Origin of the sequence: Alloalcanivorax mobilis (genome assembly GCF_002864685.1) — a bacterium.
Lineage (GTDB): Bacteria > Pseudomonadota > Gammaproteobacteria > Pseudomonadales > Alcanivoracaceae > Alloalcanivorax > Alloalcanivorax mobilis.
This window is the reverse complement of record NZ_NMQZ01000012.1, coordinates 24,835-39,890: the sequence shown is the minus strand read 5'-3', so window position 1 is coordinate 39,890 and position 15,056 is coordinate 24,835. Positions and strand designations below refer to the sequence as shown.

Annotated in this window: 12 protein-coding genes; all 12 read left to right on the top strand. The window is 63.8% G+C overall.

Annotated elements, in window-relative coordinates:
- The first annotated feature begins 101 nt into the window (after positions 1–101).
- The 12 genes from uppS (at position 102) to dnaE (ending at position 14,843) form a co-directional block, all read left to right on the top strand.
- A complete protein-coding gene (uppS, locus tag CGS25_RS08365) occupies positions 102–878 on the top strand; it encodes a polyprenyl diphosphate synthase (protein WP_101675201.1) in 777 nt (258 codons plus the stop codon).
- Complete coding sequence (locus tag CGS25_RS08360) at positions 872–1,696, top strand: phosphatidate cytidylyltransferase (protein ID WP_089032199.1); 825 nt, start codon at positions 872–874, stop codon at positions 1,694–1,696. The genes uppS and CGS25_RS08360 overlap by 7 nt, the downstream gene beginning before the upstream one ends.
- Positions 1,693–2,865 carry a 1-deoxy-D-xylulose-5-phosphate reductoisomerase gene (gene ispC / locus CGS25_RS08355; protein WP_089032198.1) on the top strand — a complete coding sequence of 391 codons (1,173 nt, stop codon included), beginning with the start codon at positions 1,693–1,695 and terminating at the stop codon, positions 2,863–2,865. The genes CGS25_RS08360 and ispC overlap by 4 nt, the downstream gene beginning before the upstream one ends.
- On the top strand, positions 2,859–4,172 hold the full coding sequence (gene rseP, locus CGS25_RS08350; RefSeq protein WP_101675200.1) for an RIP metalloprotease RseP: 1,314 nt from the start codon (positions 2,859–2,861) through the stop codon (positions 4,170–4,172). Before ispC ends, rseP begins: the two co-directional genes overlap by 7 nt.
- Positions 4,169–6,541 carry an outer membrane protein assembly factor BamA gene (bamA, locus tag CGS25_RS08345; RefSeq protein ID WP_089032196.1) on the top strand — a complete coding sequence of 791 codons (2,373 nt, stop codon included), beginning with the start codon at positions 4,169–4,171 and terminating at the stop codon, positions 6,539–6,541. Before rseP ends, bamA begins: the two co-directional genes overlap by 4 nt.
- Before the next feature lie 43 nt (positions 6,542–6,584).
- On the top strand, positions 6,585–7,079 hold the full coding sequence (locus tag CGS25_RS08340; protein ID WP_101675199.1) for an OmpH family outer membrane protein: 495 nt from the start codon (positions 6,585–6,587) through the stop codon (positions 7,077–7,079).
- A gap of 3 nt (positions 7,080–7,082) precedes the next feature.
- Positions 7,083–8,096 (top strand): UDP-3-O-(3-hydroxymyristoyl)glucosamine N-acyltransferase, encoded by a 1,014-nt coding sequence (gene lpxD, locus CGS25_RS08335; protein ID WP_101675198.1) that lies wholly within the window; start codon positions 7,083–7,085, stop codon positions 8,094–8,096.
- 53 nt (positions 8,097–8,149) lie between these two features.
- Positions 8,150–8,587 carry a 3-hydroxyacyl-ACP dehydratase FabZ gene (fabZ, locus tag CGS25_RS08330; protein ID WP_198588731.1) on the top strand — a complete coding sequence of 146 codons (438 nt, stop codon included), beginning with the start codon at positions 8,150–8,152 and terminating at the stop codon, positions 8,585–8,587.
- Between the two features lie 146 nt (positions 8,588–8,733).
- The gene (lpxA, locus tag CGS25_RS08325) at positions 8,734–9,504 is read left to right on the top strand and encodes an acyl-ACP--UDP-N-acetylglucosamine O-acyltransferase (protein ID WP_089032195.1); all 771 of its coding nucleotides are present in this window, start codon (positions 8,734–8,736) and stop codon (positions 9,502–9,504) included.
- A 1-nt stretch (position 9,505) separates the two neighbouring features.
- Positions 9,506–10,660 carry a lipid-A-disaccharide synthase gene (gene lpxB / locus CGS25_RS08320; protein ID WP_101675197.1) on the top strand — a complete coding sequence of 385 codons (1,155 nt, stop codon included), beginning with the start codon at positions 9,506–9,508 and terminating at the stop codon, positions 10,658–10,660.
- A complete protein-coding gene (rnhB, locus tag CGS25_RS08315) occupies positions 10,657–11,331 on the top strand; it encodes a ribonuclease HII (protein WP_089032193.1) in 675 nt (224 codons plus the stop codon). The genes lpxB and rnhB overlap by 4 nt, the downstream gene beginning before the upstream one ends.
- Entirely contained in the window at positions 11,328–14,843 is a 3,516-nt protein-coding gene (gene dnaE / locus CGS25_RS08310) for a DNA polymerase III subunit alpha (RefSeq protein WP_089032192.1), read from the top strand. The genes rnhB and dnaE overlap by 4 nt, the downstream gene beginning before the upstream one ends.
- Positions 14,844–15,056: the final 213 nt, after the last annotated feature.

Genomic DNA, 15,056 nt, shown 5'->3' with positions numbered 1-15,056 from the left:
ACCGCCACCGTCTTCAAAAGTCACTGCAACCTGTGGTGTCGGGGTGCCCGGTTGGATCGCTGCGCGAACAGGCGATCCGGTCAGGCAGCCCGTTTCTATTTATGGATAAATCCTCAGCGCCGGACATCGACTCTCATCAGGGCTCAGTGCCCCGCCACATCGCTATTATCATGGATGGCAACAACCGTTGGGCGCGGCGCCAGGGGCTGCCCGGCGCCGACGGTCACCGCGCCGGCGAGCGCGCCGTGCAGACGGTGATCCGGCAGGCCGGCCGGCGCGGTGTCGAGGCGGTGACACTGTTCGCCTTCAGTTCCGAGAACTGGCGTCGCCCGGAGGATGAGGTCAACCATCTGATGGCGCTGTTCGTGCGGGCGCTCTCCGAGCGGGTCGACGAGCTGCACGACAACGCCGTCCGCCTGCGCTTCCTGGGTGATCGCAGTGCCTTCGCTGAAGAGCTGCGCACCGGCATGGCCGAAGCCGAGCGGCTGACCGCCGACAACCAGCGCATGACGGTGGCCATCGCGGTGAACTATGGCGGCCAGTGGGACCTGGCCCAGGCCGCCGCCGCGCTGGCCCGGCAAGTCCGCGATGGAGAAATGGCCCTGGAGGCCATCGATGCCCACACCCTCGGCCAACACCTGTGCCTTGCCGATCTGCCACCCTTGGACCTGCTGATCCGCACCGGCGGCGAGCAGCGCCTGAGCAATTTCCTGCTCTGGCAGGCGGCCTACAGCGAGCTGTATTTCACACCGCTGCTGTGGCCGGATTTCGACGCCGACGCACTGGATGCGGCGTTGCGGGATTACGCCGGGCGGCAGCGCCGCTTCGGCCGTTCCGGCGATCAGGTTGATCGCCTACATGGAGAACAAGAATGCTGAAGTTGCGGGTGATTACCGCTCTGGTACTGCTGCCCGTCGTATTGGGGGCGGTATTCGGCCTGTCCCGGGAACCTTTTGCCCTGGTCGCCGGCGTGTTCTTTCTGGTGGGCGGCTGGGAATGGTCGGCAATGATGCGCGACATCAGCGTGCCGTTGCGGGCGCTCTGGTGCGTTAGCCTGGCGCTGTTGATGGTGATGGCCGAGCTGTGGCAACCGGCCTGGCTGCTCAATGCGCTGCCGCTGTGGTGGCTGTTGGCGTTGGTGGCGGTGCTTGGCTATCCGCGTAACGCCGGCCTGTGGTTCCGCCCGCCGCTGCTGGTGGTGGTGGGCTGGTTGTTGCTGGTGCCGGCCTGGATGGCGGTGGTGACGATCCAGGATCAGGGCGCGCTGGGTCTGGCCGGACCCTGGGCGCTGCTGTTCGTGCTGGTGTGGGTGTGGGCGGCGGACACCGGCGCCTATTTCGCGGGGCGTGCGTTCGGGCGTCATAAACTGGCGCCGTCGGTGAGCCCGGGCAAGACCGTGGAAGGCCTGATCGGCGGCGCCGTGCTGGCGTTGCTGGTGGTGGCCGGGGTTTATGCCAGCGGTTGGCTGGAGGCGACTCTGCCGCCCTTGATGGTGGTGGCGCTGCTGACGGTGCTGGCGTCGGTATTGGGCGATCTGTTCGAGAGCATGGTCAAGCGCGAGCGCGGCATCAAGGACAGCGGCACGGTATTGCCCGGCCACGGCGGCATGCTGGACCGCATCGACAGCGTCACCGCGGCGCTGCCGGTGGCGCTGCTCGGCCTCAACTGGTTCGCGCTGCCCGGGGGCTCACTATGAGCGAGGCGATCACCATACTCGGCGCCACCGGCAGCGTCGGTTGCCAGACCCTGGATGTGTTGGCGTTGCATCCGCAACGTTACCAGGTGGTGGCGCTGACCGCCGGGCACCGTTGGAAAGAGCTGGCGGTGCACTGCCTGAAATGGCGGCCCCGCTACGCCGCCCTGGCGGATGAACGCGCCGCCGAGGCGCTCCGGAACCATCTTCGGGAGGCCGGGTCAGACACCGAGGTGCTGGCCGGGCACGCGGGTGTGTGCGCCCTGGCGGCGCTGGATGAGGTGGACACCGTGGTCGCCGGCATCGTGGGCGCCGCGGGCGTGCGGCCGACCCTGGCGGCGGTGCGGGCGGGCAAAAAAATCCTGCTTGCCAACAAGGAAGCCCTGGTGGTGACCGGTGCGTTGTTCATGGACGCGGTGAAGCGCCACGGCGCCACGTTGTTGCCGGTGGATTCCGAGCACAACGCGATTTTTCAGTGCCTGCCCCGCGAGGGCGTGGGCCCCGGGGTCAGGCGCCTGTTGCTGACCGCCTCCGGTGGCCCGTTTCTGGGCTGGAGCCGTGAGCAGCTCGCCGCCGTGACCGCCGAGCAGGCGGTGCGCCACCCGAACTGGGACATGGGCCCGAAGATTTCGGTGGATTCCGCCACCCTGATGAACAAAGGTCTGGAGTTTATCGAAGCGTGCTGGTTGTTCGCAGTGGCGCCCTCGCGCATCGATGTGGTGGTGCACCCGCAAAGTGTGGTCCACTCCATGGTCGAGTATCTGGACGGTTCGGTGTTGGCGCAGATGGGCACCCCGGACATGCGCACGCCGATCGCCTGCGCCCTGTCGTGGCCGGAGCGGATCGAATCCGGGGCCGCGCCGCTGGACTTCGGCCAGCTCGCCGGGCTGGATTTCCGCCAGCCGGATGCGCAGGCATTTCCCTGCCTGGGGCTGGCCCGTCAGGCCATGGAGACCGGCGGCACCGCCACCGCCGTGCTCAACGCCGCCAATGAAGAAGCGGTGGCCGCCTTCCTGGCCGGACAGTTGTCGTTCAACCGGATCGGTGAGGTGGTGGCGGAGAGCCTGCAACGCCTGCCGGTGATTCCCTGCTCGGATGTGGACGCGGTGATGGAACAGGATGACAAAGCGCGGGATGTCGCCCGTGCGCTGATCAAGGAGTGGGCATGCTGACGGTGCTGGCGTTCGTCGTCACCATTGTTGTCATTGTTGCCTTCCACGAATGGGGGCACTTTCTGGCCATGCGCGCCTTCGGCGTGCGCGTGCTGACCTTCTCCGTGGGCTTTGGCCCGCGCCTGGCCCGGTTGACCGACAAAAAAGGCACCGATTGGGTGATCAGCGCGATCCCCCTGGGTGGCTTCGTTAAACCGTTGGACCGCCGCGACAGCGATTTGCCGGAAGACGCCGACTGGACCGGCGAGTTCAGCGCCAAACCCGCCTGGCAGCGGGTCATCACCTACGCCGCCGGGCCGCTGTTCAACTTTATTCTCGCGTTCCTGATCTACTGGGTGCTGATGATGGCGGTGGGCGAGCGCGACAGCCTGCCGGTGATGGGCGCCGCCGCTCAGGATTCGCCGGCGCGGCAGGCGCAATTCCAGCCCGGTGACCAGTGGCTGAGCGTCAATGGCGAGGCGGTGCGTGGCTGGCAGGATGTGTTCAACGAAATGGTGTTGCATCTGGGCGAGCGCGAACCGTTGTCGGTGACGGTGCGCCAGGCCAACGGTGAGCGCGCCCAACGGCGGCTGCCCATCGACGCCTGGTCCCAGGACCCGGAGCAATCTCCCCTGGAAGTACTCGGGCTGAATCAGGCGGTGATCATCGGCGACGTGGCCGAAAACAGCGGGGCGGTGCGCTCCGGACTGCGCGCCGGCGATCAGGTCATCACCACCAATGGCGAACCGGTGGCCGGCTGGGGCCAATGGCGCGCGCTGTTACAGAACAGTCCGGGCAAGGAACTGCCGGCCACGGTGCTGCGCGACGGACGCACCGTGGCGCTGACCCTTTACCCGCAAGCGGTGGACTACCAGGGCCAGACTCTGGGCCAATTGGGTGTGTTGCCCGGCGGCCTGGTGGAACATACTTACAACCCGATCGGCGCCGTGGGCGCCGCCGGCGAGCGTTTCGCCCAGCAGGTCAATCTGATTGGCTCCAGCCTGGCGAAACTGTTTACCGGGCATTTGCCCCTGGACAGCCTCGGCGGTCCGGTTACCATCGCCCAGGTGGCGGGGCAGAGCGCCTCGGTGGGGTTGGCCAGCTTTTTGATGCTGCTGGCTTACCTGAGTATCACTCTGGGTGTTATCAATCTGCTGCCCGTGCCGATGCTGGACGGCGGTTGGATTCTCTTCGGCATCATCGAAATGATTCGCGGGCGCAGCCTGCCCGAGCGGTTCCTTATGACCGCCCAGGGCCTGGGGCTGACGCTGGTGGTGAGTTTCATGTTGTTGGCCATCTACAACGATCTGGTGCGACAGTTTTCATGAATTTTGGATCCAAGGCCCTCTTCGGCGGGGCCATTTTGCTGGTTTGTGTTCTGGTATCCACGCTCACCCAGGCAACGGCGGCGGACAGTAGCAGCCCGTTGCCGTTCAAGGTGCGCGATATTCGCGTTGAAGGTCTGCAGCGGATACCGGTGGAGCGTGTTTACGCCGCTTTGCCGATTCAGGCTGGCGACACCATCGGCCAGACGCAGGTCGAGCAGGCGGTGAAACGTCTGTTCGCCACCGGCAACTACGAGGACGTGCAACTGGGCCGCGACGGCGATGACCTGGTGGTGGTGGTCGCCGAGCGGCCCAGCGTCGCGCGCATCGAGATCACCGGCAACAAGTCGATCCAGGAAGAGGACCTGCGCAAAGGCCTCACCGAGGCCGGCCTGACCGAAGGCGAGGTGTTCCAGCGCTCCACCCTGGAGGCGATCTCCGGCGAGCTGGAGCGGCAATACATCGCCCAGGGCCGCTATGGCGCCGACATCAGCACCGATGTGACGCCGTTGCCGCGTAACCGGGTGGGCCTGAAGATCAACATTTATGAAGGCAAGTCGGCGCGCATCAGCGACATCAATATCGTCGGCAATACCCTGTTCAGCGATGAAGAGTTGCTCGATCAGTTCGAGTTGCAGTCGAGCCATTTCTGGTCGTTCATCAAGGGTGACGACAAGTATTCCCGGCAGAAGCTGGGCGGCGATCTGGAGCGGCTACGCTCCTATTACCTGGATCGCGGCTACATCAACTTTTCCAACGAATCCACTCAGGTCTCGGTGACCCCGGATCGCGAGCGGGTTCAGATCACCATCAACATCGCCGAGGGTGAGCAGTACACCGTCAATGACGTTAAGCTGACCGGCGATCTGGTGGTCGGCGAAAAAGAACTGCGGCCGCTGGTGGTGATGCAGAAAGGGCAGGTGTTCAGCCAGCAGCTGGTGACTTACACCAGCGATCTGATCAAGCGTCGTCTTGGCAACGAAGGCTATACGTTCGCGGAAGTGCAGGGCGTGGAGCAGGACACCGGCAACGCCGATCACACCGTGGACGTGACCTTCTTTGTCGACCCCGGTCGCCGTGTCTATGTGCGCCGTATCGGCTTCAAAGGCAACGCCAAGACCTCCGACGAAGTGATTCGCCGGGAACTGCGACAGTTCGAGAACGCCCCCGCCAACACTTCGCTGATCGATCTTTCCCGTGAGCGCATGCAGCGTCTCGGTTTCTTCAGCAACGTGCAAGCCGACACCGACAAGGTGCCCGGCAGCGATGATCTGGTGGACGTGGATTATACCGTGGAGGAGCAGCCGTCCGGGTCGATTGGCGCCAACGTCGGTTATTCCGACGCGTCCGGTGTGATTTTCGGCGCCAACGTCAGCCAGAACAATTTCCGGGGCACCGGTAACCGGGTGTCATTCTCGGTGAGCCGCAGTGATATCCGTGATTACTACAGTTTCTCCCACTACAACCCCTACTACACGCTGGATGGCGTGAGCCGGGGCTTCAGCCTGTTCTATTCGAAGATCGATTTCGACGAAGCGCGCATTTCCTCCTACGCGGCGGACCGCTCCGGTGGCTCGGTGACCTTCGGTTACCCGATCTCCGAATACACGCGCCTCAACTTCGGCGGCACCTTCGAGCGCACCTCGGTGGAGCCGGGCGACTACATTGCCCAGTCGATCGACGATTTCGTGCAGCAGGAAGGCAGCAAGTTCAACGAATGGAAAATGAACCTCGGTATCCGCACCAGCACCCTGAACCGGGGTGTGCTGCCGGACCGTGGCTGGTCCGCCAGCGCCAATATGGAAGTGGCGGTGCCCGGTTCCGACTACCTGTTCTATAAGGTCAACCTGGACGCCGAACGCTACTTCCCGATTACTAATCGCTGGACCCTGCGCGCCAAAGGGAACGTGGGCTTCGGCGACGGTTATGGCGACGGCGAGATCCTGCCGTTCTTCGAGAACTACTACTCCGGTGGCATCGGCTCGGTGCGTGGCTATGAATCCCGATCTTTGGGGCCGCGCTCGCCGGCACTGGTGTACGTGAACCAGGGCAGCACCGACCCGGACCCGGATCCGATTGGCGGTAACTTCCTGACCGAGGCGACGCTGGAGTTGATTTTCCCGACGCCGTTCGCGCCGGAATCGCGCAGCGTGCGCACGTTCCTGTTCGCCGACGCGGGTAACGTCTGGGAGACCGAGCGCACCGACATCGGCGCCGACTTCGACGTCAACGAACTGCGCACCTCCGTGGGGATCGGCTTGAGCTGGCTGACCGCCATTGGTCCGCTCAGCTTTAACCTGGCGAAAGCGTTCAACAACCAGCCCGGCGATGACACCGAGGTATTCCAGTTCTCACTGGGCCAGACATTCTGATAACGATCGGGTAATAAGGGCTTAACGCCCAGGGAGTGTGTTTATGAAGAAAGTATTGTTTGCCGCTGTTCTGATGCTGCCTCTGCTGGCCCACGCCGCCGGCAAAATCGGCGTGGTCGATGCGATCGGCGCGCTGCAGGAGGCGGACGATTTCCAAAGCCGTTATGGCAAGCTGGAGTCGTCGCTGAAGGATGAGCAGAGCCGCCTGGACCAGCTCGGCGCCGATGTGAAACGCATCCGTGAGCGCCTTGAGAAAGAGGGCATGACGATGAGCGAGGACGATCGTCAGAACCTTCAGACCCAGGGGCAGCAGAAAATGATCGAGCTGCAGAATCTGCGTCAGTCGGCGCAGCGCAAACTGGCCAAGGGCCAGCAGGAAATCCTTCAGGTGATGGAGCCCAAGCTCAAGCAGGCGGTGCAGAACATCGCCAACCGCGAGGGCCTGGACATGGTGATCAACGCCCAGGCGGTGGTGTTCACCAAGCCGGACCTGGACATTACCGACGCGGTCACCGACCAACTCAACAAGATGAAGTAACCGATGACCGTCACTCTTGAAGCCCTGGCGGCGAAACTCGGTGCCGAGCTGCACGGAGACGGCGCCATCGAAATCCGTGGTATCGGCACCATCGGTGCCGCCGGCGAAGACCAGCTCACTTTTCTGGCCAACCCGCGTTACCGGGTTTATCTGGAACAGACCCGGGCGGGCGCGGTGCTGATCGGTGAAGACCAGCTTGAGCATTGCCCGGTGGCGGCGCTGGTGGTGAAGGACCCGTACCTGGCCTTCGCCCACGCCAGCCATTTGTTCGACACCGCGCCGGCGCCCGCCGCCGGGGTGCACCCCAGTGCCTGCGTGGACCCGTCCGCGCGGGTGCCGGCCAGTGCCGCGATTGGCCCCAACGCGGTGATCGAAGCGCAGGTGGAGATTGGCGAGGGCGCGATCATCGGCGCCAATACGGTGATCGGCGCGCGCAGTCGCATTGGTGAGGCGGTGCGCATCTGGCCCAATGTTACAATTTATCATGGTGTAACCATCGGGCCGCGCTCTATCATACACGCCAACTGCGTACTGGGGGCGGATGGCTTCGGCTATGCGTTCAACGGTGCCGGCTGGACCAAGGTCGCGCAGGTCGGCGGTGTGGTCATCGGCGCCGACGTTGAGATCGGCGCCGGCACCACCGTGGACCGTGGCGCCATCGAGGACACCGTGATCGGCAACGGCGTGATTCTGGATAATCAGATCCAGGTCGCGCACAACGTGCGGATCGGCGATCACACCGCGGTGGCGGGAAAAGTCGGCATCGCCGGCAGCAGCCGCATCGGCAGTTTCTGCATGATCGGCGGCGCCGTCGGCATCTCCGGCCACCTGGAGATCTGCGACAAAGTGCAGATCCTCGGCATGTCCCTGGTCTCCCGGTCGATCACCGAGCCCGGCACCTATGGTTCCGCGCTGCCGGTGGACAAGCAGGAGCGTTACCGCCGGAATGTGGCCCGTTTCCGGCATCTGGATGAACTTCACCGCCGGGTTCGCCGACTCGAGCGCGACGCCGGCTAGCTATGGTCGCCCTGGCACTGCCCGGGCGGCCTTTTGCCTTTTGGAAAAAGATCATGATGGACATTCAACAGGTGAGGGAATACCTGCCTCACCGTTATCCGTTTTTGCTGGTGGACCGCGTGGTCTCGGTGGAGCCCGGCAAACGCATCGAAGCCTATAAAAACGTCACCATCAATGAACCGTTTTTTAATGGCCATTTTCCCCAGGAGCCGATCATGCCCGGCGTCCTGATCATCGAGGCGATGGCGCAGGCCGCCGGAATTCTCGGGTTTGTCACCGAGAACAAGCGGCCCGCCGATGGCTTTATTTACCTGTTGGTGGGCACCGATAAAGCCCGTTTCAAGCGCCAGGTGGTGCCCGGTGACCGCTTGATGCTGCACGCCGAATGGCTGATGCATCGCCGCAATCTCGCCAAGTTTATGTGCCGCGCCGAGGTGGATGGCCAGTTGGTGGCCGCCGCCGATATCCTGGTGGCCGAACAGCGCGTCTGAGCATCGCCGCCGGGCGGCGGCGTGGGTATACTCGCTAGCCAGATCGTCAAGAAGCGCTGACACTCCGGAGCCGCGCCGCGGCCCTGGAGCGGCAAATCGACGCTTCTCCTGTCTCCCTTCCAACGCCAGGGCGGAACCCGATAATCATGATTCACCCGACAGCCATCATCGACCCCAAAGCGGAACTGGCCGAGGACGTCCAGGTGGGCGCCTACAGCATTGTCGGCCCGCACGTGACGATTGGCGCCGGTACCGTGATCGGCCCCCACGCGGTGATCCAGGGGCCCACCACGATCGGTGCCAACAACCGCATTTTCCAGTTCACTTCGGTGGGCGAGGAGTGCCAGGACAAAAAATACCGTGGCGAGCCGACCCGGCTTGAGATCGGCGACAACAACGTGATCCGCGAGCATGTGACGATCCACCGGGGCACGGTCCAGGACCAGGGCCTGACCCGCATTGGCAACAACAACCTGCTGATGGCGACGGTGCACGTGGCCCACGATTGCATGATTGGCAACGACAATATTTTCGCCAACACCACCGGCATCGCCGGCCATGTGCACATTGGCGACGGCGTCATCCTGGGTGGCATGACCGGCATCCACCAGTTCTGCCACATCGGCTCCTACGCCATGACCGCGGGCTGCTCGCTGGTGCTCAAGGACGTGCCGGCTTTCGTCATGGTGGGTGGCAACCCGGCCGCCGCGCGCAGCATGAACTTCGAGGGCATGCGCCGGCGCGGCTGGGACGCGGACCTGATCGCCGCTTTGCGCCGTGCCTACAAAATCGTGTACCGCCAGGGCCTGACCCTGGAGCAGGCCCTGGCCGAACTGACGCCGCAGGTCGAGGGCAATGAACCGATGCGTTTGTTCGTTGACTCGCTGCGCGGCTCCCAGCGGGGCATCACGCGCTGACATGGCAGCCGGCCACGCTCCCCTGATTGCCCTGATCGCCGGCGAGACCTCCGGCGATACCCTCGGCGCGGGTCTGATCGAGGCCCTGCGCCGGCGCTATCCCGAGGCCCGCTTTATCGGCGTCGGCGGCGAGCAGATGATCGCCGCCGGTCTGGATTCGCTGTTCCCGATGGAAAAGCTGTCGGTGATGGGCATCACCGAGGTGCTCGCCCATTTGCCGGAACTGTTTCGCCTGCGTCATCGCCTGGTCAAACATCTGCTGGCGCGGCGCCCGGCGCTGGTGATCACCATCGACTCACCGGATTTCACCCTGGGCGTGGCCCGGCGCATGCACGCCGCCGGCATCCGCACCGCCCATTATGTGAGCCCATCGGTGTGGGCCTGGCGCCAGGGCAGGGTGAAGGGCATTCGTCGTGATGTGGACCTGATGCTCACCCTGTTTCCCTTCGAAGCGCGTTTTTATGAAGAGCACGGCGTGCCGGTGGCGTTTGTTGGCCACCCGCTGGCGGACATGATCGAGATGAGCGTGGACACCATCGCCGCTCGCCGCGAGCTGGCGCTGGAGGAGCAGGGCGGACCGTTGGTGGCGGTGCTGCCCGGCAGCCGTGGTGGCGAGGTAGTGCAATTGATGCCCGAGTTTCTGGCCGCCATGTCCCGGTTGTTCGCCGAGCGGCCGTTGATCCGCTTCGTGATTCCCGCCGCCAACGCGGCCCGCCGCCAGCAGATCGACACCCTGCTGGCGGCGATGCCGTCGCTGCCGGTGACGGTGGTGGACGGCCAGGGCAGAACCGTGATGGCCGCCGCCGACGTGATCTTGATGGCCTCGGGCACCGCCACTTTGGAAGGTTTGCTGCTGAAAAAGCCAATGGTGGTGGCTTACCGGGTGGGGGCGGTGACCTACGCGATTGTCTCGCGAATGGTCAAGAGCGAGCATATCTCGCTGCCCAACCTGCTGTGCCGCAAAGCCCTGGTGCCGGAATTGATGCAAGAGAAAATGAGCGGCGCGGCCCTGGCGGACGCGGTGCGGGCATGGTTGGATAGTCCCCAGCGGGTGGCGGCTCTGAAACAGGACTTCACCCGCGTGCACCAACAACTGCGCGGTGGCGCCAGCGAAAAGGCGGCGTCCGCGCTGGCGGAATTGCTGGAGCGCCCATGACCCACCCGTTCGCCGAATACCCGCATATCGAGCCCTTTATGCCCAGCGCCTTTGTCTGGCGGCGCGGTATGCGGGTGGCGGGGGTCGATGAAGTCGGGCGCGGCCCTCTGGTGGGCGCGGTGGTGACCGCCGCCGTGGTGCTTGACCCCGAGCGGCCCATCGACGGCCTGGCGGATTCGAAGACGCTCAGCGAAACGCGCCGCAATACGCTCGCCGAACTGATTCGCGAGCACGCCCTGGGTTGGGCCCTGGGCCGTGCCGAACCGGAAGAAATCGATCGTCTCAATATTTACCACGCCGCCCATCTGGCGATGGTGCGCGCGGTCGATGCGCTGGTGCACAGCCTGCCGGTGGACGCGGTGCTGGTGGACGGCAATCGTGGCCCGCGTTTTTGCTGCCCCTCGGAACCGGTGGTCAAGGGTGACAGCCGTATTCCAGCGATTTCCGCCGCCTCGATTCTCGCCAAAGTGGCTCGCGACGCGGAAATGGTGGCGCTGCATCAGCGCTACCCGGCCTACGGTTTCGACCGCCACAAAGGCTATTCCACCCGCGATCACCTGCAAGCGCTCAAGCAACACGGCCCGCTGGCCGAGCATCGCCGTTCTTTTTCGCCCGTGGCGATGCTGCTTGACGGCGCCATCTTGCCATCCTCAACCGGAGTGTCGTCTTGAGTGATCCCCGTTTTGTCCATCTGCGTCTGCACACCGACTATTCACTGGTGGACGGGGTGGTGCGCGTCAAGGAACTGGTCAAGACCTGCGTGGCCAGCAACATGCCGGCGGTGGCGGTCACCGACGAGAACAATCTGTTCGCCTTGATTAAATTCTATTCGGCGGCCATGAACGCCGGCATCAAGCCGATCGTGGGCGCGGATTTGTGGGTGCAGGCGGACGACCCGGAAGACGCCCCCTACTATGTCAGTTGCCTGGTGCAGAACAATAAGGGCTATCACAATCTTACCCTGTTGATCAGCCGCGCCTGGCAGACCAACCAGCATCGTGACCGGGCGCTGGTGAAACGCGAATGGCTGATGGAGCTCAATGAGGGGCTGATCCTGCTGTCCGGTGCGCGCGCCGGCGATGTCGGCCACCTGCTGGTTAACGGCAAAACCGACCAGGCCCGGGACCGGGCGTTGGATTATCAGCGCCATTTCGGCGATCGCTTTTATCTGGAAGTGCAGCGCACCGAGCGCCCCGGCGATGAAGACTGCCTGCACGCCACGGTGGCCCTGGCCGGGCAGATGGGCATTCCGGTGGTGGCCACCAACGACGTGCGCTTCCTTGCCCGGGAGGATTTCGAAGCCCACGAGGCGCGGGTCTGCATCCACGATGGCAACACCCTGGAAGACCCGCGCCGGCCGCGCAAATATTCCGAGCAGCAGTATCTGAAGTCCGCCGAGGAAATGGCGGAGTTGTTTTCCGACCTGCCCGAGGCCCTGGAAAACAGCGTCGAGATCGCGCGCCGCTGCACCCTGGACATGCGCCTGGGCAAAAACTTCCTGCCCGACTTCCCGATTCCCGATGGCCTGACCATCGAGCAGTATTTCGACAAGGTGTCCCGGGAGGGGCTGGAAGCACGCCTGGCGGTGATCCTGGACGACAACGATCCGGCCAGCGCGGAGAAGCGCCGCGAGTATGAAGAGCGGCTCACCTTCGAGCTGAATATCATCAATCAGATGGGCTTCCCCGGTTACTTCCTGATCGTCGCCGACTTTATCCAGTGGGGTAAGCAGCACGAGGTGCCGGTGGGCCCCGGGCGTGGCTCCGGCGCCGGCTCGCTGGTCGCCTACGCGCTCAACATCACCGATTTGGACCCGATCGAATACGACCTGCTGTTCGAACGCTTCCTCAACCCGGAGCGGGTGTCGATGCCTGACTTCGACGTCGATTTCTGCATGGAAAAGCGCGACCGGGTGATCAATTACGTGGCCGACAAATACGGCCGCGACGCGGTCAGCCAGATCATCACCTTCGGCACCATGGCGGCCAAGGCGGTGGTGCGCGACGTGGCGCGGGTGCAGGGCAAGCCCTACGGCCTGGCGGATCGGCTTTCAAAAATGATCCCCGGCATTCCCGGCATGACGCTCAGCAAGGCGCTGGAGCAGGAAGAAACGCTGCGTGATTTCCTGGAAGACGACGTCAACTCCGATAAGGAATCCGCCAACGAGATCATGGAGATGGCCTTCAAGCTGGAAGGCCTGACCCGCAACGTGGGCAAGCACGCCGGCGGCGTGGTGATCGCGCCGGGTAAGCTCACCGATTTCGCGCCGCTGCACTGTGACGAGGAAGGCAACAACCTGGTCACCCAGTACGACAAGGACGATGTGGAAGCCGCCGGCCTGGTGAAGTTTGACTTTCTCGGCCTGAAAACGCTGACCATCATCGACTGGGCGGTGAAAGCCGCCAATGTGAAGCGCGCCCGTGAAGGCGAGGACGACCTGGAAATCGAGCGGATTCCGCTCGACGATGCGCCCAGCTTCGACCTTCTCAAAAAAGGCGACACCACCGCCGTGTTCCAGCTCGAAAGCCAGGGCATGAAAGAGCTGATCAAGAAGCTCAAGCCAGACGTGTTCGAGGACATCATCGCGCTGGTGGCGCTGTACCGCCCGGGCCCGCTGGAATCGGGCATGGTGGACAACTTCATCAACCGCAAACACGGCCGCGAACCGGTTTCCTACCCGGACCCGCAATACCAGCACGATTGGCTCAAACCGATTCTCAAGCCCACCTACGGCGTGATCCTGTATCAGGAACAGGTGATGCAGATCGCCCAGGAACTGGCCGGCTATACGCTCGGCGGCGCGGACATGCTGCGCCGGGCAATGGGCAAGAAGAAGCCCGAGGAAATGGCCAAGCAGCGCGCCATTTTCGAAGACGGTGCCAAGGGCAAGGGCGTGGACCCGGACCTGGCGATGAAGATCTTCGACCTGGTGGAAAAGTTCGCCGGCTACGGCTTCAACAAATCCCACTCCGCCGCCTACGCCCTGGTGGCCTATCAGACCGCCTGGCTGAAAGCGCACTATCCGGCGGAGTTCATGGCCGCGGTGATCTCCGCGGATATGCAGAACACCGATAAGGTCGTGACCTTTATCGATGAAAGCAAAACCATGGGCCTCAAGGTGCTGCCCCCGGACGTGAACTCCTGCGGCTACCGGTTCACCGTCAACCCGGACGGCGACATCATCTACGGCCTGGGTGCCATCAAGGGCCTGGGCGAAGGGCCGATTGAAGCCATCGTTAACGCCCGTGGTAATAGCGGCGCCGAGAAAGCCTTCGAGGATCTGTTCGATTTTTGCCGCCGCATCGATCTGAAGAAAACCAACAAGCGTTCCCTGGAAGCGCTGGTGCGCGCCGGCGCCCTGGACAAACTCGGCCCCAACGGGCACTTCAGCGACCGCGCCGTGCTGATGGCCACGCTGCCGGACGCCATCGCCGCCGCCGAACAGGATGCCCGCAACCAGGAAGCGGGCATGATGGACCTGTTCGGCAGCCCCGGCGACGACGCGCCGGCCACCGTGGTGGCCTGGAAACCGGCCCGGGAATGGAACGACGAACTGCGCCTCAACGGCGAGCGCGACACCCTCGGCCTGTTTCTCACCGGCCACCCCATCGACCAGTTCGAAACCGAAGTGCGGCAGTTCGTCAGCAGCCGCCTCAATACCGTGCAGCCCACCGGCAAGGGCGAGGTGGCGATCGTCGCCGGGCTGGTGGTGGCGCTGCGCATCACCCGCAGCAAGCGCAGCGGCGAGCGCATGGCGTTCATCACCCTGGACGACAAAACCGGGCGCATCGAAGTGTCGGTGTTCGGCAAGACCTTCGCCCAATACGGCGAGCGGGTACAGAAAGACACCCTGCTGATCATTCGCGGCGGCGTGCGCGTGGACGATTACTCCGGCGGTTTCAACCTGGTGGCCGACGAAGTCATGGACATGCGCCAGGCCCGCGAAGCCTTCGCCCGCCGCCTGCGCGTGAAAGTGCCGGTCAACGAACAACTGGCGGACATCCTCAACCGCACCCTGACCCCCTACAAAGGCGGCGGCACCCCGGTAACCCTGGAACTGGCCCACCAGGAAGCCGACGCCCTGATGGCGCTCGGCGACGACTGGAAAGTGATCCCCGACGAATCGCTGGTCGACGACCTGCGCGGGCGGTTTGGGGATAAAGCGGTTGTTGTGGAGTATTAAGGCGGCCTTTGGCCGCGATACAGGATACAGGATTCAGCGCGAACAATGGCGGTGCCGCCGTAAGTGCTATGCCCGCGCTGCCCTTTGAGCGCGAAACCGCAACGGTGGGAATTATTCCAAAGCGGTTTCCGCGCTGTATCCTGAATCCTGCATCTTGTATCGCCCGCGGAGCGGGCTTCCCCGTAACAACTTGCAACCTTAGATCAATACCCG

Excerpts from the sequence above, each read along its gene's own strand:
- uppS (WP_101675201.1), top strand. The coding sequence starts at position 102 with ATGGATAAATCCTCAGCGCCGGACATCGACTCTCATCAGGGCTCAGTG.
- CGS25_RS08360 (WP_089032199.1), top strand. The coding sequence starts at position 872 with ATGCTGAAGTTGCGGGTGATTACCGCTCTGGTACTGCTGCCCGTCGTA.
- ispC (WP_089032198.1), top strand. The coding sequence starts at position 1,693 with ATGAGCGAGGCGATCACCATACTCGGCGCCACCGGCAGCGTCGGTTGC.
- rseP (WP_101675200.1), top strand. The coding sequence starts at position 2,859 with ATGCTGACGGTGCTGGCGTTCGTCGTCACCATTGTTGTCATTGTTGCC.
- bamA (WP_089032196.1), top strand. The coding sequence starts at position 4,169 with ATGAATTTTGGATCCAAGGCCCTCTTCGGCGGGGCCATTTTGCTGGTT.
- CGS25_RS08340 (WP_101675199.1), top strand. The coding sequence starts at position 6,585 with ATGAAGAAAGTATTGTTTGCCGCTGTTCTGATGCTGCCTCTGCTGGCC.
- lpxD (WP_101675198.1), top strand. The coding sequence starts at position 7,083 with ATGACCGTCACTCTTGAAGCCCTGGCGGCGAAACTCGGTGCCGAGCTG.
- fabZ (WP_198588731.1), top strand. The coding sequence starts at position 8,150 with ATGATGGACATTCAACAGGTGAGGGAATACCTGCCTCACCGTTATCCG.
- lpxA (WP_089032195.1), top strand. The coding sequence starts at position 8,734 with ATGATTCACCCGACAGCCATCATCGACCCCAAAGCGGAACTGGCCGAG.
- lpxB (WP_101675197.1), top strand. The coding sequence starts at position 9,506 with ATGGCAGCCGGCCACGCTCCCCTGATTGCCCTGATCGCCGGCGAGACC.
- rnhB (WP_089032193.1), top strand. The coding sequence starts at position 10,657 with ATGACCCACCCGTTCGCCGAATACCCGCATATCGAGCCCTTTATGCCC.